The following is a 26224-nucleotide window of genomic DNA, read 5'->3' as shown; positions in this document are numbered from 1 at the left end:
TTGATACATTCTTCAGAGGAAGCATGAATAAATGAAATCAAATTTAAAAGCATAAAGTTAGAGAGAGTAATGGGTAATATTTTTTCACCAACGCATTTAATCATAATTTTATTGATTATCTTTGTGCTTTTCGGTCGCGGTAAAATTTCTGAATTAATGGGCGATGTTGCTAAAGGAATTAAAGCCTTCAAAAAAAATATGAAAGAAGAAGATGATAGCATTGAGGATAAAGTTGAAATGGCTCCTACTTCCCAAATGATTGATGTAGAATCTCAACAATCTCAGCCGTTATCGGTAAAACATGCAACAGCGCGCAGAAAGGTTTCTTCTGCTTCTAAAAAAAGCAAAACATCTGTTGCTAAAAAACAGTAACAAAAACGCAATCATCATTGTGCAATATTTTTTGATGAGAAAGTCGAATTAAGAGATGTTTGGGATTGACGGACCAGAGTTTATCGTAATCTTACTTGTTCTCATCATTGTCGTTGGACCAAAAGATTTACCTAAAATATTAAAGACAATAGCAAAGATAAGAGCGTATGTGTATTCAACAGCAAATGAATTTCGTCACCAGTTTGATGATGTAATAAAACAAATCGAGCGCGATGATTTGCAAAAAATATGTTCGGATATTAACGATTCAAGCAAGAAGTTGGCAGAAACTTTTGATCCCACTCAAAATATATTAGAGGATATCCACGATAATTGGGATGTTAAGGAAACACACCATAAATCAAAAAAAGATAAAGAAATTTTGGAATGTGATCAAAAGGTAATCAAGAAAGATATGACAGTTTCTATAGCTGCTCATCATTCTGAAAACATTTTTGTTTCTCCTAAAGATAAAGAAAAAGAAGATGTGTCATGAATGTAAAAAAAGATGAAGTTGATGCTAATATGGCGCCACTTTTAGAACATTTAATTGAACTTCGTCAGCGAATTATTTCTGTCTTGGTTGCATTTATGATCGCTTTTATGATGTGTTTTCTTGTTAAAGATTATATTTTAAATTTTTTACTATGGCCATATCAGTGGGCAATGAAAATAGCAGAGGGTAATCCTGAGGGGATTCGTTTGCAATCAACGCAAGTATGGGAAACTTTTTTAACGAAGATGAAGCTTTCTGTTTTTGGGGGAATTATTTTATCTTTTCCCTATACGGCTTTTCAGTTTTATAGTTTTATTGCACCAGGGCTTTATAAAAAAGAGCGTATGGCTTTTTTACCATTTCTCATTGGGGGGCCTATTTTATTTTGTATTGGGGGAGCGTTTGTTTATGGTCTATTAGCGCCAATAATACTATGGTTTAGCCTTTCTCAACAATTTCTTCCAGATGTTCATTTAAAAATAGAGTTTATAGTGCGTATTTCTGATTATTTGGGCTTTATGACATCGTTTATCCTAATTTTTGGTTTGATTTTTCAATTACCTCTTGTCATCAGTCTTTTAACAAAAATTGGATTTGTAACGTCTCATGATTTGGCGTCTAAACGAAAATGGGCTATTTTGCTCTCTTTTATTATTGCGGCAATCATAACGCCGTCGGATTTTTTTACGATGTTTGCAGTGGCTTTACCAACGATAGCACTTTACGAGATTTCAATTTTAATTGCTTACAGTATAGAAAAGAGAAGAAAATCCGCTTAAGAAAAGTGTATAATCTTATGCGATAAGGAATGAATAAAAACAATATAAATGAGGAATTTTTATGCTTGATATTAAGTGGATTCGTGACAATCCTGAGAAATTAGATAAAGCACTCGTAAGTAGAGGTCTTGAGCCACAAGCTGAAAAGTTAATACAACTTGATCTTGCACGTCGGTCGCATATTGCTAAGGTGCAATTGGCGCAGGAACGTCGCAATGCTGTTTCAAAGGAAATAGGACAGGCTTTAGCGGTATCGGATCAGCAAATGGCTGAACGTCTTAGAGCTGAAGTTGAAGAGATTAAAGCTTTTCTTTCCTCTGCAACAGTGGAAGAAAAACAGCTGACGGAGAGTCTTGAGAAAATTCTTTCAGCACTTCCAAATATTCCATTAGATGATGTTCCAGAAGGTAAAGATGAAAGTGATAATGTCGTCATTCGACATTTTGGTACACCTCCAACATTTAATTTTACACCAAAGGAACATTTTGATCTTGGTCAAGATCTCAAACAGATGAATTTTGAACGAGCTAGTCGTTTGTCTGGAACACGTTTTACAGTACTTTCAGGGGCATTAGCACGGCTAGAACGAGCATTAGGCCAGTTTATGCTTGATGTGCATGTCAATGAGAATGGTTACACAGAAGTCTCAGTACCTCTTCTTGTTCGTGATGAGATTGTTTACGGAGCAGCACAATTACCGAAATTTGCTGAAGACCTTTTTCGTACAACAGATGGTCGATGGCTTATTTCCACAGCAGAAGTGCCATTAACCAATTTGGTCAACGATGAAATTTTTGAAATATCAGATTTACCACTGCGATTTTCTTCTTTATCTCCCTGTTTTCGTTCAGAGGCGGGAGCAGCCGGTCGTGATACGCGCGGTATGTTGCGTCAGCATCAATTTTGGAAAGTTGAAATGGTCTCGATTACCAGTGAAGAGCAGTCTTTAATTGAATTGGAACGTATGACGGAATGTGCAGAAGATATATTAAAACGGCTTGGTTTGCCTTTTCGCACAGTGGTTCTTTCTACGGGTGATATGGGGTTTGCAGCGCGTAAAACCTATGACATCGAGGTTTGGCTTCCTGGTCAAGAATGTTATCGTGAAATTTCTAGCTGTTCAGTTTGTGGAGATTTTCAAGGTCGTCGTATGAATGCGCGCTATCGTAAAGACGGCGATAAAAAATTACATTTTGTTCATAGCCTTAATGGTTCTGGTACGGCTGTTGGACGTTGTCTTATTGCCGTACTTGAAAATTATCAACAGGCTGATGGATCAATTATTATTCCAGATGTTTTACAACCTTATATGGGAGGCATGCGCTGTATTACTGCTTAATTTTACGAAAGGAGAGACAATATGCGTTTATTGCCAAGAGGTGATGATACACAGATGCAAGTTTTTGCCTTTTTAAAAGAAGCAGTTTGTCAGTATGATAAAAGTGCACCTCCATTGGAGATTGAATGATACTATGGGGCAAAAGGGTATTTTACAATTTCGTGAGGAGTTAGCCGCTCTTGTACTGAAAATGCGTAGCAAAGGCATTGATGACGTGCGATTTTTTTCGGCATTAGAGAAAATTCCGCGTCAACAGTTTGTTGCTACTCCTTGGTTCAATAGTGCTTATGATAATAAAGTTATTCCCCTTGAGTGTGGTGAATATATGGAACGTTTGGAAGAACAACTCTTAATTCTTTCGGCATTATCGTTGAAAAAAAGGCATCGTGTCTTAGAAATTGGTACAGGATCTGGTTTTTGTACTGCTCTTATGGCATGTCTGAGTGACCGTGTGACAACGATTGATCGTTATAAAACGCTTGTTGATTTAGCACGCCAAAAATTTCAAACTTTAGGAATTGAAAATATTGTTATACGGCAGATTGATGGAAGTCATAGCGTGACAGGCTTAGGATCATTTGATCGCATTCTTATTTGGCCATCACGTTTTGATGAACCAAAGGAATTTTTAGAACTTTTAGCTGAAAATGGAATTCTCATTCAGGCGATAGGACCTGACGAAGGGGTACAAACGGTGACGCGCTATACAAAAATTGGTAGTCGATTTGAGTGTTTAGAACTGTTCCAAGTGCGTTACCAACCTTTTATTAAAGGCATTGCGGAGATACTTTAATTTTTAAAAGCTAAGAAGTTTCTTCAAATTATCTACGTTAAATTCATTTTGATCTTATATAAAGATATTTATGAATAAAACATCTCATTTTAACTCTTCGGTAATTTAAAAAAGCTTTAATGGAGTGAGTTGATTATTGATGAGTGAGCAAAACGATGTGTCTAAAAGCTTTGGATAATATTTTCCAGCATAATTTTCAGAGAATAACTTTGTTAGCGGTGGTAACTATTGTTGCTGGTTGTAGTTCTGGTACACAGCGTTTTTCCAATACGTTCTCTCATCGTACGGTATCATCTCAATCAAATATATCAAGCACTATGTATACAGACCCGCGCATGCTATCATACGGTAGTGGTATGATACAAAGCACTGAATTGCCACCTGTGGAATCAAGTGATGATTCGTGGGGAGATGATAATTCCCCCTATAATTTTCCACATCAAGATAGGATAACTTCTTCTGATGGTCGCGTTATGGGCTCCCCTCCACGTAATCTTGGAACACTTTCTCGTTCACAAATGGATAAATCTCCTATTTTTCGGCGGAATTCTTATATTGTCCAGAGTGGAGATACACTGCTCAGTATTGCACGACAAGTAGGGGTTAGTGTTGAGGCATTAAAATTAGCAAATGGTATAAACAGCAATTCCATTTATATCGGTCAGGTCCTTGTTGTTCCAAGCAGGCGTACATTAGCAGCTTCAAATGCACACAATAATAACGATTGGGCAGTGTCAACAACAGAATCTACATCCCAATCTGTGATGTCCTCTATAAAAAACAAGAAGTCCTCTCCTATATATAAAGCTCCTGTAACAACGCCACCCTCTGCAAAGATGAACAAATCAAGTTCTGAGAAAAATTTTTCTAAACAGATGACGCAATTGAAACATGAGACTGGTTTGTCAAGTACTGTTACGAATACAGATAATATGACGACTCCGCAAGCCACAGGAATTTCTAAGATGCGTTGGCCAGTACGAGGGCGTTTATTAAGCCAGTTCGGTCAAAAAAAGGGAACAGTAATGAATCGAGGAATAGATATTGCAGTGCCTGAAGGGTCTTCGGTAAAGGCGGCAGAAAATGGTGTGGTTATTTATGCGGGAGATGGACTAAAAGAGCTTGGTAATGTTGTGATGATTCGACATGAAAATGATATTATCACTATTTATGGATGTAATAGTAAGCTTGTTGTTAACAAAGGACAAAGGATAAGACGCGGTGATGAGATTGCTAAATCTGGTGTTTCAGGAAATGTTAAAACGCCACGTGTCTATTTTGAGATGCGTAAGAATTCATTACCTGTTGATCCCCTTAAATATTTAGAAAACTAATTTATTGATGACTTTTACATTTGAATAGTCTTACAGTTTATAGAAAATTCATGAAAAACAATTGATTTTCTTAAATCAATAACATAGCAGCAAAAAATCATTGGTTTTAGAAAAGTAGTTCGTTGGGGTCGTTAGATATTACCATCTTTGTATTTATGAAAGTGTAAGACAATAGTATCATACTATTTGTCAGCTTTGAGTGTTCCAATTGCTCTTGCATTTGAGAGAAGCATGAAAAAGATATTTTCACGCCTTTCTTAAAAAGTTTTTATCTACAGGCTCATTTAATATGTGTGACGTGCAAGAAAATCGTTTTGATTAATTCAGAAGGTTTGAAATGAGAGCGTTTTATTGTATTTAGATCTGTCATTTGATATCAAAAACGATAAATTATCTATATAAATTAAGTTTGTTCATTAGAAAAATTATCTTGTATAATTTATTGAGTTAGTGAAAAGATTTGTATTGTAGGATATACAATAGGGGAAAGTGAATCTATTTTTTAAGATTTTTCTCATTGTATTTTGGTATTCTGCCTCTTAAGGATTTATTGTATTTTTGTAAAGCTGTGATTAGATTATGTAGTTATTGCTTTTTATGATAAATTCTTTAGGAATTTTTTCTGTATCGGAATTTCATTTTAATAGAGTGGGAAATACCTGAGGTTTAACTATAGGAGATAAAAATGTTTATTACGAACGCTTATGCTCAAGTTGCAGGCGATGTTTCCGGTGGAATTTCATTTGCTAGCGCTGTCCCATTCATTTTAATTTTTGCAATTATGTATTTTTTTATCATTCGTCCACAGCGTGCCCAAATGAAAAAACGCCAAGAAATGCTTAATGCAGTACGTCGTGGTGATACAGTTATAACGGGTGGTGGTATTATCGGCAAGGTTACGAAGGTTCACGACGAGAGTGGTGAATTAGAGGTTGAAATTGGTGAGAGTATGAATATTCGTGTTATTCGCTCAACATTAGCTGATGTGCGCGTTAAAGGTGAGCCGGTTGCAGAAAAAAAATCAAAACTTAATGCTAAAGCAAAAAGACCACAAAAGTCTAAATCTAAAACGACAACGAAAGAAGATATGAGTATCTCTGAAGAGAAAAAAGCTATATCAAAGGAAAATGCATCTTAAGGTGTAATGGCAGTTTATTACATTTTTTAAGCATTTTTATAAAAAGCTTGGCAAGATCAAGACAATTTCATTGAAAAAGAGGCTTTTATAGTGGCTACAGAAAATGGAGTTTTTGTTTTCTTTAGATTATTAAAATAGTTGTTTTATTTATAGAATATTACGCAATTTTTTTCTGTTTTTTAAACAAGATCATTGTTTTTATAAAAAGCAATTTGTGAGTAAATAAGCTGAGGAAACTTTTTAAAAGATAGATTTATTTAAGCAGGTATAGCATTTTACCGCGGTTTATTCCCAAATTTTCATATATTTGTTGTATGAGAAGATTAGGGCATTATATAAAAATTTTTACTTCAATACTAGGCTATGTTTAACATATCAATGTTTATATCAGCCTTATTTTAATTTTTATGATGAGAAGAAGCAAAGACAATTGGATTATTCAAAAATAAAAGGTGCATATTCATGTTCGATGCAATTCAAATTCGTGAAGCACATTTTCCAAGTCGCGCACCTATTGATGCTTATGGAAATGGTGGGTTTCGTTTTGCTGATATGTCTCATAGAGGTTCTATTATTTGTGTACCATCAGGTATTTATGGCATTGAGATGGCAGGGCCTGTTCCCACTCAAAGGGATATATCTCGTATTTTAGAAGAAGCTTCTGAAATCGAAGTTTTATTAATAGGTACTGGAATTGAATTATTACGATTACCTGAAGAGTTACGGGTGCTTTTATGGGAAAAACGTATTTCATCAGATACAATGAGTACGGGAGCGGCGGTGCGTACATTTAATGTTTTATTGGCTGAAGATCGCGCTGTTGCGGCGTTATTATTTGCGGTAGAATAGAGTATTGTTTAATAAAACAAAGGCTCTGGTCTAGCATGAAAGACTTGTGTGATTATTTTCTGCGCTGTAAAATACTGTCGTTTAAGGCGGTGATATAAGGGTATAGAATATACATAACTTAACACATTAAGTGTTTTTTAAATACAGCAGCAAGTATTCAGGACAAAGTTTGCTCATAGTTCCTAATGAATCACATGAGTGATCAGCTCTTGGCACTTAAGACGGTTCATAAGAGGCATTTTAATTCTTTCTTATACAGTTTTTACCTACAAGCCAGTTCCGCTTGTGACGTGCAAGGGAATAGTTTTTATTGATGTAACATGGAATTGGTTTGAAATGAAAGCATATCTACGATATTTGGGATTCTAATTTAACATACAAAACACAAAATTATCATTATAAATCAATGCGTTTATAGTAACAGAAACGTACCGAGAGCAATTGGATTTTTTAGAAATTGGTGTTGGTAAGAACCTTTGTCTTTTAGGATGGGGAGGAGGTCAATGATTTGATGAAGTTTTTGTGATCAGTGCATTTTTTATAAAATAACATTGTCATCTATCCACTGAAAAAGTGTCTTGCATTGTTTGTTGTTCAAGTTTTACTATGCATGTTACGATTGGTTTTTAGCTTTTTTATTGCAAATGAAAACTTGAAGTCCGATAAGATAAGTTTTATCAGAAAAATTATTTATTTAATTTTTTTCTTTCTAAAACGAAAAGGGACTAGAAAAGAAATTTTAATTCATAATACAGTTAAGAGACACATTTAAAAATCTTATTTTCTGAACTGTATTTGCTTATCCTTCATTTTTTAATATGAATAAAAAGAGGGTATTAATTTAATTGCTAAAAAAGGGACGTTAATAGGTTCATAGAATGATAGGCTCTCTTCCTTATTGTCTTGATATTTTACGTACCATAGATCGTGATCGCTATATATCGGTTTTATTTGCACCTAAAAAAAAGCGCCAAGCATTGGCTGCTCTTTATGTATTTAATGCTGAAGTTTCTCGTATCCGCGAAAGTGTACATGATCCACTCATAGGAGAAATACGGTTACGTTGGTGGTATGATGCTATTGCTCATGGTGAAATGCAAACGAGTGGAAACAATCCGATTTTGAATGATTTATTAAAAGCAATCACTCTTTTTAATTTACCTAAGGCAGCTTTTTTACGTTATTGTGATGCGCAAATTTTAGATCTTTATCACAATCCAATAGAAACACTTCATGATCTAGAGCATTATTGTGGTGAGACAGCAGGCATAATTTTACAGCTTTCTTGTCAGATATTAGATCCTGAAACTGCACAAGAGTTTACAGATATCTATGAACACGGAGGGATTTCTCAAGGATTAAGCGGTGTATTGCGTCTTTTATCATTCATGCAATCACGATATCAATATTATTTACCCACTGATATATTAAAGGCTGTAGGAGTGAATAGGGAAGATTTGGAATCTCATCGTCTCAGTGATCAACAAAAGGGTTGTATTGTTGAAGCTATGGTAGCATTATCGCGCGATCATTATACCCAATTTTACGAGTATTCTTGTATTTTACCGAGAGTTCTTAAGCCAGCTTTTCTTCCATTGGTCATTGTACCGGCTTCTCTTCAAAAAGCTATACAGCTGGGGGCAGCAATTTTTCAAGAGAGCGCAACTTTGCCATTGATGTATCGCTATTGGTTGATAACAAGGGCAGCAATAAGCGGCAATTTTCCAAAGATATTGTAAAAAAATATTACTACGTTGGAATGCGTAACATGTAGACTGATTTTTTCATATGAAGATAAAAGGAGCTATTGTGATTCCAAACCATTTTTTTGTTATAAAAAATGTTGATGTTTTGGTTGTTATGAACGCAAAAGAATAAGAAATTTTATGATCTTGAAAATACGCTGTATTTCTTCATCAGTAATATGTTTTATTCAGAGTATTGGATGGGTGAGATGCAGAGAAAGAAAAACATGAGATAAATCTTAATACATTGGTTTGTTTGAAGAAGAACTTTTAAGTACTCTGAATGTATTGATTGTATCTCATTTGCAAATGAAATAAAATTTCTATTTTATGAGAGAAGTTATCTTAGCAGTTTATAAGTCTATAAAAAACTCTTATTTTTGAGAAATTATAACATCATAATTGATGACTGTTATGATTGATGAATATATTGATTTATAATGATAATTCGTTTTTTCTCATATTGAATGAGAGTCTTGAATAGAAAAAGATTTCTCCATTTTTATAATGAATTTTAAAAATAGTTTTTTTATCTATTATAAGTTGGATGTGTAAATGAAATCATTTAAAGAAGAAGCAATACGCTCCCTATGAATGAATATTAAGAGTAGCAATATGATGAGCTATAAATGAATGACGATAGGGATGATATTTATAGCTTAATGGGCGGCAACCTTTACAACCTTTGGATGGATAATGTTTTTTAATGCATTGCAAAAACGATTCTACATTCCATTGACTATTTTCTCGCAAATCCATACATGCACTGTTTTGCGAGAAAATGAATCATTATACAAACGCTGATCCTAAGATATGCAGACAAGAAACCCGTCTTACCTCTTCAACTATAGACGAAGAGCTGATGAAAACTTTATCAATAAGTTCTTAAAATTATGCACAATCTTTTTATTGGAGAGCGTTAAAGATCTGATTATAATTTGTGCTATTAATTTCCAAAGGATGTTCTTTATTGGCAACTTGTAGCATTTCTAGCTTGAGATCTTCTCTTATCATCATATCTATATTGGCGCGGACCTCAGTTGAAAGATTATGAGACGTGATATCTTTAGGCATGGTTACAGTCTTTATTTGATAAATGATACGGTTTGTTGCAACCGGACCTTTTATGATGCCATAATGACCTTTGGGAGCAGCAAATAATGCTTTAATCCCTTCAACGCCAAGGGTTTCAGATGCGTCTTGACGCCGGAGGGTTGGTGTTGTTTGTTTTGTAACACCAAGGGTATGAGCAAGAGCAACAAGACTTTTTCCTTCCGTGAGCTGTTTGAGAGCATTTTGGGCTTTTTCATCAAGAAGACGTTGGATTTCCTCATTTTTCCATTGAGAAAGAACATCTAGCTTAGCCTCTTCAAGTGTCTTATCACGGGCAGGAATAATTTTATCGACCTTGTACCAGAGATATCCACCATTTTGAAAAGAGAGAGGATCAAGATCGACTCCTTCGTTTGATTGATAGATGGCATTCAGTAAAATATCTTTTTGAGGTAAATCCGTGAGTATTGCACCTTCAAGCGTTTTTCCCGTTTTATCAATAGTAATTGTGCGCAAAGATAACTTGTATTGGTCAGCTAACTCTTTGAGAGAAGCACCCTCAAAACGAGCATTTTCAATGGCAGCATAATTGTTACGGATATCATCAGTAGCACGATTTTTGGCAAGTATTTGGCGAATATTTTCTTCTACACTTTCAAAAGGAAGAGAGCTTGAAGGTTCAATATGCGTAACGCGAATGAGAACAGGTCCCTGTAAGTCATTTATCACAGGACTGATTTGGCCTTGTTGAAGTTCAAAAATTTCAGATGTCAGATGATTAGGAAGTTCGTTTTCTGCGAGAGGACCTTTTTTTATGTCATTAAGAGTCTTTTTTTCAGCTTTTACCAGTTCATCAAAACTCAATCCGTCAGCTATTTTTTTTGCTGCATTATCGGCTTCTTCGCGTGAGGGGAATCGCAGTTCTTCGAATGTACGCTTTTCAGGCGTTACAAAACGTGAAGCATTTTGTGTATAATAGGCTTTCGCCTCATCTGTTGAGATATCTTTAGGTTTTACAAAATCATTAAGTTCCATAGATAGCAAAGAGACAGTACGGTATTCTGGAGCACGAAATTGACTTTGATGTGTTTCAAACCATTTTTGTAATGTTTCGTAATCAGGATCAGCAATTGTTTTCTTTTCTTTTAGATCAATAACGAGATAATCAGCAATACGCATTTCTCCTTGATAAAGAGCAAGTGCTTTATAAAAGAGATTTGGTGCCTTCATATCAGAAAGTAAAGCAGCAATAAGCTGATTACGCTTTTCTTGTTTGGTGTAATAATTAAGAAAAGCACTTTCACTAATACGTAAATGCTGAAGATAGTTATAAAACAAGTTTTTATCAAAAGTGCCATTTACCTGGAACATCTTATCAGAACCAATCGTATGAGCTATTGTATCTTTTGAAAGACTTATTTTCATTTTACGTGCTTGTTCATCAAGCAGTACATTTTGTTGTAATTGATTAAATACAAAAGCAGGAATTTGGTATTGCTGCATTTCATTTGTTGTAAACATTCGTCCAAGATGAGCAGCATATGCTAAACGTGCGCTTTGATCGGCGAGTGCAAGACGATAATCATCGACAGTTACTGTGGACTTTCCAGAAGTAATAAGATCTCTTTCACTTTTTTTGTGTAACTGCGGTACCCCCCATAAAAGAATGAAGCATAAGAGTAAAATAGCAAGGAAAATTCTAAAAATCCAAGAATTTGTAGCATTTCTTATGATGTCAAGCATTGTTCAAGTCCATTTTTAATATGAGTTATTATCAAAGCTGTAATGGAATTTGCAATAAAGAGATGAAAGATGCAAGCTTTAAAGACTTGCTTTCATTTTATAATTTGGTAACTACAGATAAACAATGTATTGTAAAAGCTCTTGAGGTGAAAATATGTCTCCAAATATTCGGCCTTTTCTTGCTGGAAATTGGAAAATGAATGGAACGAGTGAATCGCTTGGAGAGTTGCGTGCTATTGCTACAGGCGTTAGCTCTGATCTAGGTCATCTTTTTGAGGCGCTTATTTGTGTTCCAGCAACGCTTTTATCGCGTGCTTCTAATACGCTGAATGGTGAAAATCTCCTTTTGGGAGGACAAAATTGTCACTTTGATGATCATGGTCCTTATACTGGAGATATTTCAGCTTTTATGCTTAAAGAAGCGGGAGCAAGTCATGTTATTATTGGGCATTCAGAACGTCGTACAGTGTACCAGGAAAATGATGCGATTGTCTGTGCCAAAGTGCAAGCTGCGTGGCGAGCAGGTCTTGTGGCTCTTGTATGTATTGGTGAAACATTGGAGGAGCGTAATAATAATAAAGTACTGGATATTCTCACGCAGCAGCTTGAAGAATCTCTCCCAGATGATGCAACAGCAGAGAATACCATTATCGCTTATGAACCAGTTTGGGCGATAGGCACCGGCAATACAGCGACTCCAGAAGATATTGCAAAAGTACATCATTTCATTCGTGATAGGGTGCGCTCTCGTTTTGGTGATGAAGGCAATAAGATACGTTTGCTTTATGGTGGATCCGTAAAACCATCCAATGCATTTGAGCTTTTAAGCATTGCTCATGTTAATGGTGCTTTGATAGGTGGAGCAAGCTTAAAAGCGATTGATTTTTTAACTATTTGCGATGTTTGTCGTAAACTATAGCAGAGAAATTTGAGTTTCCCCTTGGATTGTGCGTTATTTATGTGTAAATAGCTATTAAAGAGTTATTTAAAGAGCAGAGTTTATGCAAACAGTACTTATAGTTATTCATTTTTTGATTGTGATTACTTTGGTTGGTATTATATTAATTCAACCTTCAGAAGGTGGTGGGTTAGGTGTGAGTAATAGCTCAGGGTTGATGAAAACTCGTGGATCTCGAAACCCTTTAACACGTTTGACTGCTATTTTAGCCTGTTGTTTTTTTGTTGTATCTATTGGACTTACCGTGGTGAGTAATATATCAAATTCTAGTTCTGATATTTTAAAGCGTATACCGGTTAATTCAGAGCAGAATTCTACCAATAAAGACTCAGGATCAGTCCCATCATCAGATGGTGAGTCTTCCCCTTCTATTCTTGAACAGCTAGGAGGCACTTCGAATTCTTCGCAGGAACAGAAACAGTCCACAAATCCTGAAGTAGAAAGTCCAGTTCCTCAGGTTCTTGAAAATACAGTTCCCGATAACAGTACAAAATAGTTTTTTAAGAAAACATAGACTTTTTAAAAAAGGTGATTTTTTTTCGCCTTTTTTATTTTAGAAGGAAAATTGTTTCTTTTTGCATTTTTTGCTGGAAAAATCATTATAAATTGCTTATCACCATAAGCCCATGGCACGTTATGTTTTTATTACTGGTGGTGTGGTTTCTTCCCTTGGAAAAGGCATCGCAGCGGCGGCGTTAGCAGCGTTATTACAGGCTCGTGGCTATCGCGTACGTCTTCGCAAACTTGATCCTTATTTAAATGTTGATCCAGGTACGATGTCACCTTATCAACATGGTGAAGTATTTGTGACCGATGATGGTGCAGAAACGGATCTTGATCTTGGTCATTATGAGCGTTTTACTGGGCGTTCTGCAAATAGCCAAGATAATATTACAACAGGGCGTATTTATCGCAATATCATTGAACGAGAGCGGCGTGGTGATTATTTGGGGGCAACAGTCCAAGTTATTCCTCATGTTACGGATGAAATTAAGAGATTCATTACGATGGGAAATGAAGAATTTGATTTTGTTTTGTGTGAGATAGGTGGAACGGTTGGTGATATTGAAGCAATGCCTTTTCTAGAAGCGATTCGTCAGCTTCGCAATGAGCTACCGAGACAAAATGTCGTTTATGTCCATCTCACATTAATGCCTTATATTCCTTCAGCAGGTGAATTAAAAACGAAACCAACACAACATTCTGTCAAAGAATTGCAAGCAGTTGGTATTTCTCCTGATATTTTGCTTGTACGTGCAGATCGATCTATTCCAGAAACAGAACGGTGCAAATTATCACTTTTTTGCAATGTTCGCTCCAATGCAGTCATTCAGGCATTAGATATGCCAACAATTTATGATGTTCCTATGGCATACCATAAGGAGGGTTTGGACTCTGAAGTTCTTTGCGCTTTTGGAATCGATTCGGCACCTTCCCCCAAGATGGATCGTTGGGAAGATATTACGCATCGTATTCACCATCCTGAAGGAGAAGTTACGATTGCTGTTGTGGGAAAATATACGGGCTTAAAGGATGCTTATAAATCTCTTATTGAAGCGATTGCGCATGGTGGTTTAGCGAATAGAGTGAAGGTTAATATTGAGTGGATTGATTCGGAGCTTTTTGAAAAAGAAGATTCTGTTTCAGCTTTACAAAAAGCCCATGGAATTTTGGTTCCAGGTGCTTTTGGGGCACGAGGGGCAGAAGGGAAGATTCGAGCAATTCAATTTGCGCGAGAGCGTAAAGTTCCATTTTTAGGGATTTGTTTTGGGATGCAATTAGCTTGTATAGAAGCTGCGCGCAATATTGCACAGATTGAGAATGCTTCATCGAGTGAGTTTTGCGAAACAGACAATCCAATTGTAGGTTTAATGACAGAATGGCTTAAAGGAGACGTCCTTGAAAAACGTACAAGAAATGGTGATCTCGGCGGTTCGATGCGCCTTGGTGCTTTTGCTGCTGAATTAAAAGAAGAGAGTCATATTGCTCAAATTTATGGGGTGACCAAGATTGTCGAGCGACATCGTCATCGTTATGAGGTCAATATTGATTATAAGGATAAGTTAGAACAGTGTGGTTTGATTTTTTCTGGGATGTCTCCTGATGGTATTTTACCAGAAACGATAGAATATGTAGATCATCCATGGTTTATTGGTGTTCAATATCATCCAGAATTAAAATCCCGTCCTTTTGATCCACATCCGCTTTTTTCTTCTTTTATTGAAGCTGCTGTAGAACAAAGTCGATTAGTTTAATGCATAAATTGGGTTACTTTGCTTTTGAGGGATAAAATGACTAAACCAAATGCCCGTGTGAAAGTTGGAAATATGATTTTTTCAAATGAAATGCCTCTTTCATTAATTGCAGGGCCGTGTCAGATGGAAAGTCGTGATCATGCTTTTGAAATGGCTGGTCGTATTAAAACAATTACCGATCAGCTTGGTATCGGGTTTGTTTATAAATCAAGTTACGATAAAGCCAACAGAACCTCTTTGGGGGCGGCACGTGGTATTGGTCTTGAAAAAGCAATGTCCATTTTTTCTGATTTAAAAAAAGAGTTTAATTGTCCTATATTAACTGATGTGCATACAGAAGAGCAATGTACAATTGTTTCTTCTACAGTTGATATTTTACAAATACCGGCTTTTTTATGTCGTCAAACAGATCTTTTGGTAGCAGCCGCCAAAACAGAATGTGTTATTAACATTAAAAAAGGTCAGTTTTTAGCGCCGTGGGACATGGAGAATGTTTTAAAAAAGGTTGTTTACAGTGGTAATCCGAATGTTATGCTTTGTGAGCGAGGCACGTCATTTGGTTACAACCGACTTATTTCTGATATGCGTTCGTTGCCTATTTTACGTTCATTTGGTGCTCCTGTTATTTTTGATGCAACGCATTCTGTTCAAGAACCTGGGGGGCAAGGGGCTTCATCTGGTGGGCAGCGTCAATTTGTTGAAATTTTAGCGCGTGCAGCTGTCTCTGTTGGGGTAGCTGGTATTTTTTTAGAAACACATCAAGATCCAGATAATGCACCTTCTGATGGACCTAATATGGTTAAAGTTGATGATTTACAAAGATTGCTTGAGACTTTAATGGAATTTGATTATCTGTCAAAAAAGTTGAGCTGAGAAGAGAAAAAATATTTCATTAATAGGGCATTATAAATGAATCGAGACTTTTATTGGATAAGGAAACACATATGACTATAATTGTCGATATCATTGGGCGTGAAGTTCTTGATAGCCGTGGTAATCCAACGGTAGAAGTTGATGTTCATTTGGAGAATGGAGCTTTTGGTCGCGCTCTGGTTCCTTCGGGAGCTTCAACAGGAGCACACGAGGCTATAGAGCTTCGTGATGGTGGTTTGCGCTATCAAGGGAAAGGTGTTGAAAAAGCGGTTGCTGCAGTTAATGGCGAAATTCTTGAAGAACTTGGTGGGCGGGATGCAACAAATCAAATTGCTATTGATCAAGCAATGATTGCTTTGGATGGAACGCCAAACAAAGCCCGTCTTGGTGCCAATGCACTTCTTGGTGTTTCATTAGCTGTTGCAAAAGCAGCTGCGGATTCATTAAATTTACCTTTGTATCGTTATATTGGTGGTACACAAGCGCATATTCTTCCAACCCCCATGATGAATATTATTAATGGTGGCGTTCATGCTGATAATTTGATTGATTTTCAAGAGTTTATGATTATCCCTATAGGAGCTCCTACTGTAAGAGAAGCTATCCGTTATGGCGCTGAGATTTTCCATGCATTGAAAAAGCGTTTAAAAGATGCGGGTTATAATACCAATGTTGGTGATGAAGGTGGTTTTGCTCCTCAATTTAAAAGTGCTGATCAAGCAATTGATTTTATTATGGAATCTATCATGATATGTGGTTATAAACCAGGTGAACAAATTGCCATTGGTTTAGACTGTGCTTCAACCGAATTTTATAAAAATGGTTCGTATTTTTATAAAGGTGAGGGGAAATGCCGAGACATCCAAGAGCAGGTAGATTATTTAGCGCATCTTGTGAAAAATTATCCTATTATTACAATTGAAGATGGAATGGCAGAGGATGATTGGGAAGGTTGGAAGCTACTTACTGACACAATTGGAGAAAAATGTCAGCTTGTTGGCGATGATTTGTTTGTAACGAATTCAGCACGTTTGCGTGATGGTATCAAAATGGGGGTAGGCAATTCTATTCTCATAAAAGTTAATCAAATTGGTACATTGAGTGAAACACTCGATGCTGTAGAAGTAGCACATAAAGCAGGTTATCGTGCCATTATATCTCATCGTTCAGGCGAGACAGAGGATTCTTTCATTGCAGATCTTGCTGTTGCAACGAATTGTGGACAAATTAAAACAGGTTCTCTTGCACGTTCGGATAGATTAGCAAAATACAATCAACTTATTCGTATTGAAGAAATGCTAGGAGCCCAAGCGCATTATGCTGGTGATTTATATCGTGTATAGTTGTGAGCAAAAAATATGAAAATATAAGATCATTTAGATTATGAAATTGAGATTTCTTATCAAAGGCATATGCATAGTAATTTTATAGGTATTTAAATTTATAGGGATTAAGATGAGAGGTGTGATTATTACTCAAGATCAAGGAATGTATCTCGTTTCGGGTGATGACGGTAAGCGTTATCAGTTTGCGACTTGGGATTGGTTGGGAAAGAAACCACCAAGGATTGGTGATGCGGTTGATTTTGTCTATGAAGGGGGTGTTGTCAGTTCTGTTTTTCCATTGTTGAGATCAGGTACAGATAACACAAAGATAATGTTCGCACTGCTTTGTTGGGTTGCAGGTATCTTTGGTGTTCATCGCTTTATGGTTGGGAGAGTTCGGACGGGTACTTTAATGCTCGTTTTATCTTTATCATTGTTTGGATTGATAATTACCGGTATTTGGGCAATTGTTGATTTTATACTCATTGTTGCTGGAAAATTTACTGATAAAGATGGGAATCAGATTACAGATTTGTGAAAATCTTATAATAAAAAAGGTAATTTAGCCCGCTTTTTATTTTTATAAATATATTAAGTTGATTAATGCCGAACTATGTCTCTATACCTTTTTAAGGAGAGATTAAAAAACTGTGCACAGTTGAATAAAAATATTGAAAAGGACAGTGCTATTTTATACGGGTAATACAAAGGCGCAAATCAATTACGGCGTACTTTAGGTTGCAGCTTATAGCAGCGGGAAACATTGGATTATTGGGGGGCTTCAAACTTATTTCAATTACACGTTCATCATAGTTTTTATGCGTTTTATTTATACCGTGAGGTTAATTCGCATATTATTGAATTTAGAAATAATCTCTTTATGAATAACACATAAGGAGCAGCTTTATAGGTGGGCAAGGATGAAAGGTAAGATTATTGGTCGTGATCGAGAGGCTTATCTCGTTTCGGGAGATGATGGCAAGCGTTACCAATTTTTGCGTGAGGATTGGTTAGGGAAAAAAGCGCCTAATATAGATGATGCGATTGATTTTGTATGTGAAGGAGATAGCATTAAGTCTGTTATCCCTATTTTTCATCGAAAAATATTAGAACAATCAAGATTGGCTTTGGCAATCTTAAGCTTTTTTTTCGGGGCTTTTGGGATTCACCGCTTTATGGCAAATAAACTGGGAACGGCTCTTGCTATGTTTCTTATAACTATAATGTCTCTGGGATTAGGGGGGCTTATAACTGTACCTTGGGCATTGATTGATTTTATCTTTATTTTAACAGGAAATTTTGGGAAAAAATCTACAAATTAGTGGATATCCAATATTTGTAATACAAAAAGTGGGGCATACAGCTTACTTTGATTGTCTTGCGGGGGGATAAATTGAAATAATAAATTATTTTGGTGTAGATTTGGTAATGAGGTGTTAATCAAAATCGTGCATAGTTGGGCTGAGTATTGAGGAATTTGTGCTGTAAAGACTGTGCTATTTTATGTGGACAAAGCAGAAACGTCGATCAATCAAAGTACGCTTTGTACTACCTCTTATGACGGTGGGAGTCTTAAGCTATTTCAGTTATCACATTTATCATGGTGAGTATGGATTGTATTCACGCAGTGAAGTTAATCAGCATATTAGCGAATTAGAAAAGGAGCTTCATGAAATAGAAGCTGAGCGGATATTCATGGAAAAGCGTATTTCTCTTTTACGCAATGGGCATATAGAAAAAGATATGTTGGATGAGTATGTCCGAAAGAATTTGAACTTTTCTAAGCCAAATGAATTGACAATCTTAATACCTTGAAATGATACCAAAGGTAAATGAAAAATCGCTTAATTTAAACAACAATCAGCAATGATATTGTTTAAGCCGATTGATAAGGCTTGTAACTTTTGTTCGTAAAGGTTATTCCTAAATAATCATAAAAGGGAGTTTAATATGGCAGAACGACTTAAAAAAAATTCTGCGTCGGCGGCGCGCACTGCATTATCAAGCACCACAAAGAAAACACCAATAGCAGATTTTACAAAAGAAGAAGAACTTGATGCTTATCGTGAAATGCTTTTAATTCGCCGTTTTGAAGAAAAAGCAGGACAACTTTATGGTATGGGGCTTATTGGGGGATTTTGTCACCTTTATATTGGTCAGGAAGCCGTTGTTATAGGAACATTGAAAGCGGCAAAAGAAGGTGATCAGGTTATTACGTCTTACCGTGATCATGGTCATATGTTAGCGGTTGGGATGAGTCCGCGTGGTGTTATGGCAGAATTAACGGGACGTCAAGGTGGCTTTTCCAAAGGGAAAGGTGGCTCGATGCATATGTTCTCTAAAGAAAAGAACTTTTATGGGGGACATGGTATTGTTGGTGCGCAGGTTCCCATTGGTTCAGGTTTGGCATTTTCGAATCAGTACCTTGGTAAAGATAATGTGACATTGGTTTATTTTGGTGATGGTGCTGCAAATCAGGGGCAGGTTTACGAGAGTTTTAATATGGCTTCACTTTGGAAGCTTCCCGTTGTTTATATTATTGAAAACAATCAGTATGCTATGGGAACGTCAGTTTCACGTGCATCTGCAGAAACTGATTTTTCACGACGTGGTCTTTCTTTTGAAATTCCAGGTATTGTTGTTGACGGTATGGATGTTCGATCAGTAAAAGGAGCTGCTGATAAAGCAATTTCTTGGGCACGCTCAGGTAAAGGACCGATCATTCTTGATATGCAGACCTATCGCTATCGTGGTCATTCCATGTCTGATCCAGCAAAATATCGTTCAAAGGAAGAAGTCCAAAAAATAAAAGAGGAGCACGATCCGATTGATCAAGTAAAAAGTCGGATTCTTAAAAAAAATTGGGCGAGCGAAGACGATTTAAAATCTATTGAGAAAGAGGTCCGTGCAATTGTTGCTGATGCGGTAGATTTTGCACAAAGTGATCAAGAGCCAGATGCTTCTGAGCTCTATACTGATATTTTAGTTTGATGCGAGGGAAGCAAGTATGTCTATTGATATTTTGATGCCGACGCTTTCACCAACTATGGAAGAAGGTAAACTGTCTAAATGGCTCAAGAAAGAAGGTGATAAGGTTAGCTCTGGCGATGTTATTGCTGAAATTGAAACGGATAAGGCTACAATGGAAGTAGAGGCCGTTGATGAAGGTACTCTTGGTAAAATTTTTGTGCCTGAAGGTTCAGAAGGCGTAAGGGTTAACACTGTTATTGCAATTTTGTTAGAAGAAGGTGAGCGTGCTGAGGATATTTCGCAACCTACTGATACAGCACAAAAAACTAAGGAATCTGCTCTTTCTCTGCCTTTGTCAGTTCCGCAGGCTGCTCCTACTTTTGATACATCTCTTAATTTTGATATTCCAGCGGGAACACAAATGGTTACAATGACAGTTCGTGAAGCGCTTAATCAGGCTTTGGCTGAAGAAATGCGGCGTGATGAAACAGTTTTTCTTATGGGGGAAGAAGTCGCGCAATATCAAGGTGCCTATAAGGTTAGTCAAGGTTTGTTGGAAGAATTCGGAGAACGCCGAGTTATTGATACCCCAATTACAGAACACGGCTTTGCTGGGCTGGCTGTCGGGGCTGCTTTTGGTGGGTTACGTCCTATTGTCGAGTTTATGACCTTTAATTTTGCGATGCAGGCGATGGACCAAATTATTAACTCAGCAGCCAAAACACGTTATATGTCTGGTGGACAAATGACCGCTCCTATGGTTTTCCGAGGTCCCAATGGCGCGGCTGCCCGTGTTGGTGCTCAACATTCTCAATGTTATGCTGCATGGTATAGTCATGTACCAGGTCTGAAAGTTGTCATGCCTTATAGTGCTGCAGATGCAAAAGGTTTGCTGAAATCTGCTATTCGTGATGATAATCCTGTTATTTTCCTTGAAAATGAGATTTTGTATGGGCATCAATTTGATGTTCCTCAACTGGATGATTTTCTTTTGCCTATTGGTAAGGCACGTATTCATAAGTCTGGACAAGATGTGACGATTGTTGCATGTGGAATTGGGATGCATTATGCTGTTCAAGCGTTACCAGAAATCGAAAAACTTGGTATTGATGTTGAATTGATTGATTTACGAACCATTCGCCCGATGGATCTTCCAACAATTCTTTCGTCAGTTAAAAAAACAGGTCGTTTGGTAACAATTGAAGAGGGATTTCCTCAGTCATCTGTGGGAACTGAAATAGCAACGCGTGTTATGCAGCAGGCTTTTGACTATCTTGATGCGCCAATTGCTACGATTTCTGGTAAAGATGTTCCGATGCCTTATGCCGCTAATCTTGAGAAGTTGGCTTTGCCTAATACTGCTGAAATTATTGAGGCCGTTAAGGCTGTGACATACAGAGCATAACGGAGGAAAGCATAATGCCCATTAAAATTACAATGCCAGCGCTTTCCCCTACGATGGAAGAGGGAAATTTAACAAAATGGAATATTAAGGAGGGAGATAAGGTTTCCTCTGGTGATGTTATTGCTGAAATTGAGACGGATAAAGCGACAATGGAAGTCGAAGCCGTTGATGAAGGTAGGGTTGCTAAAATTGTTGTTCCTGCTGGAACACAAGGCGTTAAAGTAAATGCTTTAATTGTTGTTTTAGCAGAAGAAGGTGAAGATTTAGCTGAAGCTGCAAAAGTTGCAGAAGAAATCTCTTCTTCTACAAGACAAAAACCAGAGGGCATCAAACAGACAGATTCTCTGAAACAGACGGACTCAAAGGGAATAAAAATGTCTCATGAATCATCAACTGGGCAATTAATACAGCAAGATAAAAAGGAAGCTCGTCTTTTTGCCTCTCCCTTAGCGCGGCGATTAGCATCTCAGGCAGGTCTTGATTTATCCCTTATTTCTGGAAGTGGTCCGCATGGGCGTATTATTAAGCGCGATGTAGAAAAAGCTGTGAGCAGCGATATGTCTAAAGTGTCTTATTCATCATCGATAGGGGAGCTAATAGCTACAGGTGCTTCGGACAAACAGATATTGAAACTCTTCAAAGAGGATGAATATAGCTTCGCTCCCCATAATAATATGCGTAAAACAATCGCGACACGTTTGGTGGAATCAAAACAGAGAGTCCCACATTTCTATGTAACGGTAGATTGTGAACTTGATGCGCTATTAGCACTGCGTACACAACTAAATGCTGCTGCTCCAATGGTTAAGGGGCAGGAAGAAACTCAGCCTACTTATAAGCTTTCTGTTAATGATATGGTGATCAAAGCTGTCGCACTTTCTTTGAAAGCGGTTCCTGATGCGAATGTTTCTTGGCTTGAAGGCGGGATGCTTCATCATAAACATTGTGATGTTGGGGTTGCTGTTTCTATTCCCAATGGATTAATTACACCGATTATTCGCCATGCAGAGAAAAAGCCGTTATCACTTATTTCCAAAGAGATGAAGGATTTTGCAAAGCGTGCGCGCGAGGGCAAGTTAAAAATGGAAGAATATCAGGGTGGAACAACAGCTGTATCAAATATGGGGATGTATGGTATAAAAAGTTTTTCGGCTATTCTTAATCCACCGCATGCGACGATTTTTGCGATTGGTGCAGGGGAGCAACGCGCCGTTGTTAAAAATGGTGCATTAGTTGTTGCGACAGTTATGTCAGTTACGCTTTCTGCGGATCATCGTGCTGTCGATGGTGCTTTAGCAGCAGAGCTCGCGCGGACTTTTAAGAAGATGATTGAAAATCCATTAGCAATGTTGGTTTGAACTGTTTAACAGTTCTTCACGTAAATTGTGAGAAAGCGTGTTAAGAGAATAGAAACAAATTTAAAGAGTTTAAAGAGCAATGTTATTGCTATTTCTGGTTTGGGTAAAGCATTTACGTGAAGCTTAAAGCAAAGACATAAGATAATTCTCTCATGTTGTTTTACAGTCTTAAGTTCAAAAAATGCATATCCGTTTTTTATATATCCATGGAGGAATTACTGTGGCAAATCTTTATGATGTAATTGTGATTGGATCAGGTCCAGGCGGATATGTAACCGCAATTCGTGCAGCACAATGTGGCTTTAAGACTGCGATTGTTGAACGTGAACATTTGGGAGGGATCTGTTTAAATTGGGGATGTATTCCAACAAAGGCCCTTCTACGTTCAGCGGAAATGAAACATTTTGCTGAACATGCGACAAATTATGGATTAAAAATTAATGGTTCAATTGAGGCAAACATCAAAGATGTTGTGGCACGTTCACGGGGTGTTTCAGCACGTTTAAATGCTGGTGTTGGTTTTTTAATGAAAAAAAACAAAATTGATATTATCTGGGGTGAAGCAAAGCTTACTAAAGAAGCAAAGGGAAGCCTTCCTGCGGAAATTATGGTTTCTTCATCCTCCAAACCGATTATGCAACCGCAAAATCCAGTCCCTAAAGGGACGTTAGGGGAGGGAACTTATCAAGCAAAGCATATCATTATTGCAACGGGCGCACGTCCTCGTGTCCTTCCTGGTATTGAGCCAGATGGAAAACTCATTTGGACTTATTTTGAAGCTATGATACCGCCAGCAATGCCAAAATCGCTTTTGGTTATAGGGTCTGGGGCTATTGGCATTGAATTTGCTTCTTTTTATCATGATATGGGGGCGACAGTAACTGTTGTTGAAATGATGCCCCATATCATGCCTGCTGAAGATATTGAAATTTCAACGTTTGCTCGTAAACAGTTAGAGAAAAAAGGTTTACGTATTCTTCGTCAAGCAAAAGTAACAAAGGTTGAAAAATCTTCCGATTCTGTAAGTGTACATATTGATGTTCAAGGTAAAATAGAGTCAATGACTGTTGACCGGTTGATTTCTGCTGTTGGGGTGCAAGGTAATATTGAGAATCTTGGTTTAGAAGCTTTGGGAATAAAAACCGATCGCGGCTGCATTGTAACTGATGAATGGAGTTGGACGGGGGTGGGAGGTATTTATGCTATTGGTGATGTAGCAGGCCCTCCTATGTTGGCCCATAAAGCAGAAGAAGAAGGTGTGATATGTATTGAGCATCTTGCAGGTTTGAAAAGCGCTCATCCACTTGATAAAAGAAAAATTCCAGGGTGTACATATTGTACACCACAGGTTGCCTCTGTAGGGCTTTCAGAAGCGGCAGCAAAAGAAGCAGGTTATGATATACGTATTGGTCGTTATTCTTTTGCTGCGAATGGTAAGGCGATTGCTTTGGGTGAAGATCAGGGGTTAGTAAAAACGATTTTTGATAAAAAAACAGGACAGCTTCTCGGGGCCCATATGGTAGGGGCTGAGGTAACAGAATTGATACAGGGTTTTGTTATTGCTATGAATCTTGAAACAACAGAAGAAGAATTAATGCATACTGTCTTTCCACATCCGACCTTATCGGAAATGATGAAAGAAAGTGTATTAGATGCTTATGGTCAAGTTTTAAACGCTTGATGACTGGATTGTATGAAAAATTTTATATTTTTGATTGTTACTTCGTATTTATAAGGCAAAGGCTTAAATGGTTACGGTTGTTGATAGAGTTGCAAATAGACGATTGCGTCATCCTGAAAAGGCACATCGTCCTGATACAAGCGTTCAAAAAAAGCCAGATTGGATTCGTGTAAAAGCGCCAACATCACCAATTTATAAGGAAACACATGGTATTGTACGTACGCATAAGCTAGTGACTGTATGTGAAGAAGCTGGTTGTCCTAATATTGGCGAATGTTGGAGCCAGAGGCATGCTAGCTTTATGATTTTAGGTGAAATATGTACGCGTGCTTGTGCTTTTTGTAACGTTGCAACAGGTATTCCACTTGCCGTTGATGATAATGAGCCAGAACGTGTCGCTGATGCTGTTGCAAGGATGGAATTAAAACATGTTGTCATTACATCTGTTGATCGTGATGATCTTGCTGATGGTGGTGCTGAGCATTTTGCAAAAGTTATTTATGCGATTCGTCAAAAAACTCCTAAAACAACAATTGAAGTTCTTACACCTGATTTTCGTCATAAGGATGGCGCTTTAGAAGTTGTTGTTGCTGCTAAGCCTGATGTTTTTAATCATAACTTAGAAACAGTTCCTTCTAAATATTTGAAGGTCCGTCCAGGGGCACGTTATTTTCATTCAATTCGTTTGTTACAACGTGTTAAAGAACTTGATCCAACAATTTTTACAAAATCGGGAATTATGGTTGGCCTCGGGGAGGAGCGAAATGAAGTTTTGCAATTGATGGATGATTTGCGCGCTGCTGATGTTGACTTTATGACAATTGGACAATATTTGCAGCCTACACGAAAACATCATCCAGTTGTTCGTTTTGTGCCTCCTGAAGAATTTGAGTCTTTTGCCAAGATTGGTAAAGTAAAAGGATTTTTACATATGGCCTCCAATCCTCTAACGCGTTCATCTCATCATGCTGGAGATGATTTTGCCATTTTGCAAAAAGCGCGTGATGAAAAATTTTCCTTACAGAGATAATTATGCCGATTTTTACAATACATCGGCAGATCACCCATAGTGCCAGTGAAATGTTTGATCTGGTTTCAGATATTGAGCGTTATCCTGAATTTTTACCAATGTGTGAGTCTTTAATAATACGTTCTCGAAAAGAATATGGAAAAAAAATATTGCTTCTTGCGGATATGACCGTTGGCTATAAGATTATTCGTGAAACTTTTACGACTCAAGTATTTCTTCAGCCGGAAAAAAGTCTTATAGAAGTTAAATATATTGATGGTCCATTCAAATATCTTGAAAATCGTTGGGCCTTTCATGATATTGAAAATACCAATGCATGTAATATAGAGTTTTTTATTGATTATGAATTTAAAAGTAAAACGCTTGGATTAGTCATGGGCTCAATGTTTGATATTGCGTTTCGTAAATTTACCGAGGCTTTTGAGAAGCGTGCGCATCAGATTTATGGCTCTACGGTAACATAGTCTATTCTGTTATTTTTTAACAATACCTATTGCTTAAACAGCGTGAAGGTGAAAACCGGTTTCCATCTTTACTATTTGTTTTTAATTCAGCTTTCAAAAGCATATTGAAGGAATATCATTTTAAATGATGAAGATGATGCACAGCTTCATGCTTTTGTTTCTCTCTTTTTTAATGGATGCACACTCGTTAAACAAAACGCCCAAATAGAACCTGCTTGCGTCATACCCATTTCATAATAGTGCTCATAATAAATAGTATAGATT

At 37.1% G+C, this 26224-nt stretch carries 24 protein-coding genes; 23 read left to right on the top strand and 1 reads right to left on the bottom strand.

The features are described 5' to 3' along the window. The first annotated feature begins 69 nt into the window (after positions 1 to 69). The 9 genes from tatA to ACFINI_RS01580 all read left to right on the top strand — a co-directional run bounded on the left by tatA (position 70) and on the right by ACFINI_RS01580 (position 8839). The gene (gene tatA, locus ACFINI_RS01620; RefSeq protein WP_375612915.1) at positions 70 to 372 is read left to right on the top strand and encodes a twin-arginine translocase TatA/TatE family subunit; all 303 of its coding nucleotides are present in this window, start codon (positions 70 to 72) and stop codon (positions 370 to 372) included. Between the two features lie 55 nt (positions 373 to 427). After that, the gene (locus tag ACFINI_RS01615) at positions 428 to 868 is read left to right on the top strand and encodes a twin-arginine translocase subunit TatB (RefSeq protein ID WP_375622174.1); all 441 of its coding nucleotides are present in this window, start codon (positions 428 to 430) and stop codon (positions 866 to 868) included. Then, positions 865 to 1647, top strand: coding sequence for a twin-arginine translocase subunit TatC (tatC, locus tag ACFINI_RS01610; RefSeq protein WP_375622173.1), 783 nt, complete (start codon positions 865 to 867; stop codon positions 1645 to 1647). Before ACFINI_RS01615 ends, tatC begins: the two co-directional genes overlap by 4 nt. A gap of 61 nt (positions 1648 to 1708) precedes the next feature. Continuing rightward, positions 1709 to 2986 (top strand): serine--tRNA ligase, encoded by a 1278-nt coding sequence (serS, locus tag ACFINI_RS01605; protein WP_375645465.1) that lies wholly within the window; start codon positions 1709 to 1711, stop codon positions 2984 to 2986. A 133-nt stretch (positions 2987 to 3119) separates the two neighbouring features. Further along, entirely contained in the window at positions 3120 to 3779 is a 660-nt protein-coding gene (locus tag ACFINI_RS01600; RefSeq protein ID WP_375645536.1) for a protein-L-isoaspartate(D-aspartate) O-methyltransferase, read from the top strand. A gap of 155 nt (positions 3780 to 3934) precedes the next feature. After that, positions 3935 to 5113 (top strand): peptidoglycan DD-metalloendopeptidase family protein, encoded by a 1179-nt coding sequence (locus ACFINI_RS01595; protein WP_375645464.1) that lies wholly within the window; start codon positions 3935 to 3937, stop codon positions 5111 to 5113. A gap of 685 nt (positions 5114 to 5798) precedes the next feature. After that, positions 5799 to 6251 (top strand): preprotein translocase subunit YajC, encoded by a 453-nt coding sequence (gene yajC, locus ACFINI_RS01590; protein WP_375628961.1) that lies wholly within the window; start codon positions 5799 to 5801, stop codon positions 6249 to 6251. Between the two features lie 462 nt (positions 6252 to 6713). Continuing rightward, on the top strand, positions 6714 to 7100 hold the full coding sequence (locus ACFINI_RS01585; RefSeq protein WP_375611259.1) for an Mth938-like domain-containing protein: 387 nt from the start codon (positions 6714 to 6716) through the stop codon (positions 7098 to 7100). A gap of 878 nt (positions 7101 to 7978) precedes the next feature. Continuing rightward, positions 7979 to 8839 carry a phytoene/squalene synthase family protein gene (locus tag ACFINI_RS01580; RefSeq protein ID WP_375645463.1) on the top strand — a complete coding sequence of 287 codons (861 nt, stop codon included), beginning with the start codon at positions 7979 to 7981 and terminating at the stop codon, positions 8837 to 8839. Positions 8840 to 9751: 912 nt separating this feature from the next. Here ACFINI_RS01580 and ACFINI_RS01575 read toward each other — a convergent pair. Further along, positions 9752 to 11641 (bottom strand): peptidyl-prolyl cis-trans isomerase, encoded by a 1890-nt coding sequence (locus tag ACFINI_RS01575; RefSeq protein ID WP_375645462.1) that lies wholly within the window; start codon positions 11639 to 11641, stop codon positions 9752 to 9754. A 154-nt stretch (positions 11642 to 11795) separates the two neighbouring features. On the opposite strand from ACFINI_RS01575, the gene tpiA reads away from it, so the two are divergent. The 14 genes from tpiA (at position 11796) to ACFINI_RS01505 (ending at position 25960) form a co-directional block, all read left to right on the top strand. After that, positions 11796 to 12560, top strand: coding sequence for a triose-phosphate isomerase (tpiA, locus tag ACFINI_RS01570; protein ID WP_375620758.1), 765 nt, complete (start codon positions 11796 to 11798; stop codon positions 12558 to 12560). Between the two features lie 82 nt (positions 12561 to 12642). Next, complete coding sequence (gene secG / locus ACFINI_RS01565) at positions 12643 to 13095, top strand: preprotein translocase subunit SecG (protein ID WP_375638112.1); 453 nt, start codon at positions 12643 to 12645, stop codon at positions 13093 to 13095. Between the two features lie 130 nt (positions 13096 to 13225). After that, entirely contained in the window at positions 13226 to 14854 is a 1629-nt protein-coding gene (locus ACFINI_RS01560) for a CTP synthase (protein WP_375611264.1), read from the top strand. Between the two features lie 36 nt (positions 14855 to 14890). After that, complete coding sequence (gene kdsA / locus ACFINI_RS01555) at positions 14891 to 15727, top strand: 3-deoxy-8-phosphooctulonate synthase (RefSeq protein WP_273791141.1); 837 nt, start codon at positions 14891 to 14893, stop codon at positions 15725 to 15727. A 71-nt stretch (positions 15728 to 15798) separates the two neighbouring features. Further along, positions 15799 to 17070 carry a phosphopyruvate hydratase gene (gene eno / locus ACFINI_RS01550; RefSeq protein ID WP_375620762.1) on the top strand — a complete coding sequence of 424 codons (1272 nt, stop codon included), beginning with the start codon at positions 15799 to 15801 and terminating at the stop codon, positions 17068 to 17070. 112 nt (positions 17071 to 17182) lie between these two features. Further along, positions 17183 to 17590: an NINE protein gene (locus ACFINI_RS01545; protein WP_375645461.1), complete on the top strand. Its 408-nt coding sequence runs from the start codon at positions 17183 to 17185 to the stop codon at positions 17588 to 17590. A 382-nt stretch (positions 17591 to 17972) separates the two neighbouring features. After that, positions 17973 to 18374 carry a TM2 domain-containing protein gene (locus ACFINI_RS01540; RefSeq protein WP_375645460.1) on the top strand — a complete coding sequence of 134 codons (402 nt, stop codon included), beginning with the start codon at positions 17973 to 17975 and terminating at the stop codon, positions 18372 to 18374. A 181-nt stretch (positions 18375 to 18555) separates the two neighbouring features. Continuing rightward, positions 18556 to 18867, top strand: a complete 312-nt coding sequence (locus ACFINI_RS01535; RefSeq protein ID WP_375612902.1) for a septum formation initiator family protein — start codon at positions 18556 to 18558, stop codon at positions 18865 to 18867. Positions 18868 to 19002: 135 nt separating this feature from the next. Further along, positions 19003 to 20043, top strand: coding sequence for a pyruvate dehydrogenase (acetyl-transferring) E1 component subunit alpha (gene pdhA, locus ACFINI_RS01530; RefSeq protein WP_375645459.1), 1041 nt, complete (start codon positions 19003 to 19005; stop codon positions 20041 to 20043). Positions 20044 to 20059: 16 nt separating this feature from the next. Continuing rightward, positions 20060 to 21427 carry a pyruvate dehydrogenase complex E1 component subunit beta gene (locus tag ACFINI_RS01525; protein ID WP_375620767.1) on the top strand — a complete coding sequence of 456 codons (1368 nt, stop codon included), beginning with the start codon at positions 20060 to 20062 and terminating at the stop codon, positions 21425 to 21427. A 14-nt stretch (positions 21428 to 21441) separates the two neighbouring features. Next, positions 21442 to 22785, top strand: coding sequence for a pyruvate dehydrogenase complex dihydrolipoamide acetyltransferase (locus tag ACFINI_RS01520; protein ID WP_375612899.1), 1344 nt, complete (start codon positions 21442 to 21444; stop codon positions 22783 to 22785). A 220-nt stretch (positions 22786 to 23005) separates the two neighbouring features. After that, positions 23006 to 24466 carry a dihydrolipoyl dehydrogenase gene (gene lpdA / locus ACFINI_RS01515; RefSeq protein ID WP_375630197.1) on the top strand — a complete coding sequence of 487 codons (1461 nt, stop codon included), beginning with the start codon at positions 23006 to 23008 and terminating at the stop codon, positions 24464 to 24466. A gap of 67 nt (positions 24467 to 24533) precedes the next feature. Then, positions 24534 to 25496, top strand: coding sequence for a lipoyl synthase (gene lipA, locus ACFINI_RS01510; RefSeq protein WP_375611273.1), 963 nt, complete (start codon positions 24534 to 24536; stop codon positions 25494 to 25496). A 2-nt stretch (positions 25497 to 25498) separates the two neighbouring features. Next, positions 25499 to 25960, top strand: coding sequence for a type II toxin-antitoxin system RatA family toxin (locus ACFINI_RS01505; protein WP_375611274.1), 462 nt, complete (start codon positions 25499 to 25501; stop codon positions 25958 to 25960). The last annotated feature ends 264 nt before the right edge of the window (positions 25961 to 26224 follow it).

The organism is Bartonella sp. AA56HLJMS, assembly GCF_042197145.1.
In the GTDB taxonomy this organism is placed as follows: domain Bacteria; phylum Pseudomonadota; class Alphaproteobacteria; order Rhizobiales; family Rhizobiaceae; genus Bartonella.
Note: the sequence above shows the minus strand (reverse complement) of the source record. Positions and strands in the feature narration are given on the sequence as shown.

Bases quoted from the DNA above. Each gene is read 5' to 3' on its own strand.
- tatC (WP_375622173.1), top strand. From the start codon at position 865: ATGAATGTAAAAAAAGATGAAGTTGATGCTAATATGGCGCCACTTTTA.
- tpiA (WP_375620758.1), top strand. From the start codon at position 11,796: ATGTCTCCAAATATTCGGCCTTTTCTTGCTGGAAATTGGAAAATGAAT.
- ACFINI_RS01520 (WP_375612899.1), top strand. From the start codon at position 21,442: ATGCCCATTAAAATTACAATGCCAGCGCTTTCCCCTACGATGGAAGAG.
- ACFINI_RS01560 (WP_375611264.1), top strand. From the start codon at position 13,226: ATGGCACGTTATGTTTTTATTACTGGTGGTGTGGTTTCTTCCCTTGGA.
- eno (WP_375620762.1), top strand. From the start codon at position 15,799: ATGACTATAATTGTCGATATCATTGGGCGTGAAGTTCTTGATAGCCGT.
- ACFINI_RS01600 (WP_375645536.1), top strand. From the start codon at position 3,120: ATGGGGCAAAAGGGTATTTTACAATTTCGTGAGGAGTTAGCCGCTCTT.
- ACFINI_RS01585 (WP_375611259.1), top strand. From the start codon at position 6,714: ATGTTCGATGCAATTCAAATTCGTGAAGCACATTTTCCAAGTCGCGCA.
- kdsA (WP_273791141.1), top strand. From the start codon at position 14,891: ATGACTAAACCAAATGCCCGTGTGAAAGTTGGAAATATGATTTTTTCA.
- pdhA (WP_375645459.1), top strand. From the start codon at position 19,003: ATGGCAGAACGACTTAAAAAAAATTCTGCGTCGGCGGCGCGCACTGCA.
- secG (WP_375638112.1), top strand. From the start codon at position 12,643: ATGCAAACAGTACTTATAGTTATTCATTTTTTGATTGTGATTACTTTG.
- ACFINI_RS01535 (WP_375612902.1), top strand. From the start codon at position 18,556: ATGTGGACAAAGCAGAAACGTCGATCAATCAAAGTACGCTTTGTACTA.
- ACFINI_RS01580 (WP_375645463.1), top strand. From the start codon at position 7,979: ATGATAGGCTCTCTTCCTTATTGTCTTGATATTTTACGTACCATAGAT.
- lipA (WP_375611273.1), top strand. From the start codon at position 24,534: ATGGTTACGGTTGTTGATAGAGTTGCAAATAGACGATTGCGTCATCCT.
- ACFINI_RS01545 (WP_375645461.1), top strand. From the start codon at position 17,183: ATGAGAGGTGTGATTATTACTCAAGATCAAGGAATGTATCTCGTTTCG.
- serS (WP_375645465.1), top strand. From the start codon at position 1,709: ATGCTTGATATTAAGTGGATTCGTGACAATCCTGAGAAATTAGATAAA.
- ACFINI_RS01615 (WP_375622174.1), top strand. From the start codon at position 428: ATGTTTGGGATTGACGGACCAGAGTTTATCGTAATCTTACTTGTTCTC.
- ACFINI_RS01575 (WP_375645462.1), bottom strand. From the start codon at position 11,641: ATGCTTGACATCATAAGAAATGCTACAAATTCTTGGATTTTTAGAATT.
- ACFINI_RS01525 (WP_375620767.1), top strand. From the start codon at position 20,060: ATGTCTATTGATATTTTGATGCCGACGCTTTCACCAACTATGGAAGAA.
- ACFINI_RS01595 (WP_375645464.1), top strand. From the start codon at position 3,935: ATGTGTCTAAAAGCTTTGGATAATATTTTCCAGCATAATTTTCAGAGA.
- ACFINI_RS01505 (WP_375611274.1), top strand. From the start codon at position 25,499: ATGCCGATTTTTACAATACATCGGCAGATCACCCATAGTGCCAGTGAA.
- tatA (WP_375612915.1), top strand. From the start codon at position 70: ATGGGTAATATTTTTTCACCAACGCATTTAATCATAATTTTATTGATT.
- ACFINI_RS01540 (WP_375645460.1), top strand. From the start codon at position 17,973: ATGAAAGGTAAGATTATTGGTCGTGATCGAGAGGCTTATCTCGTTTCG.
- yajC (WP_375628961.1), top strand. From the start codon at position 5,799: ATGTTTATTACGAACGCTTATGCTCAAGTTGCAGGCGATGTTTCCGGT.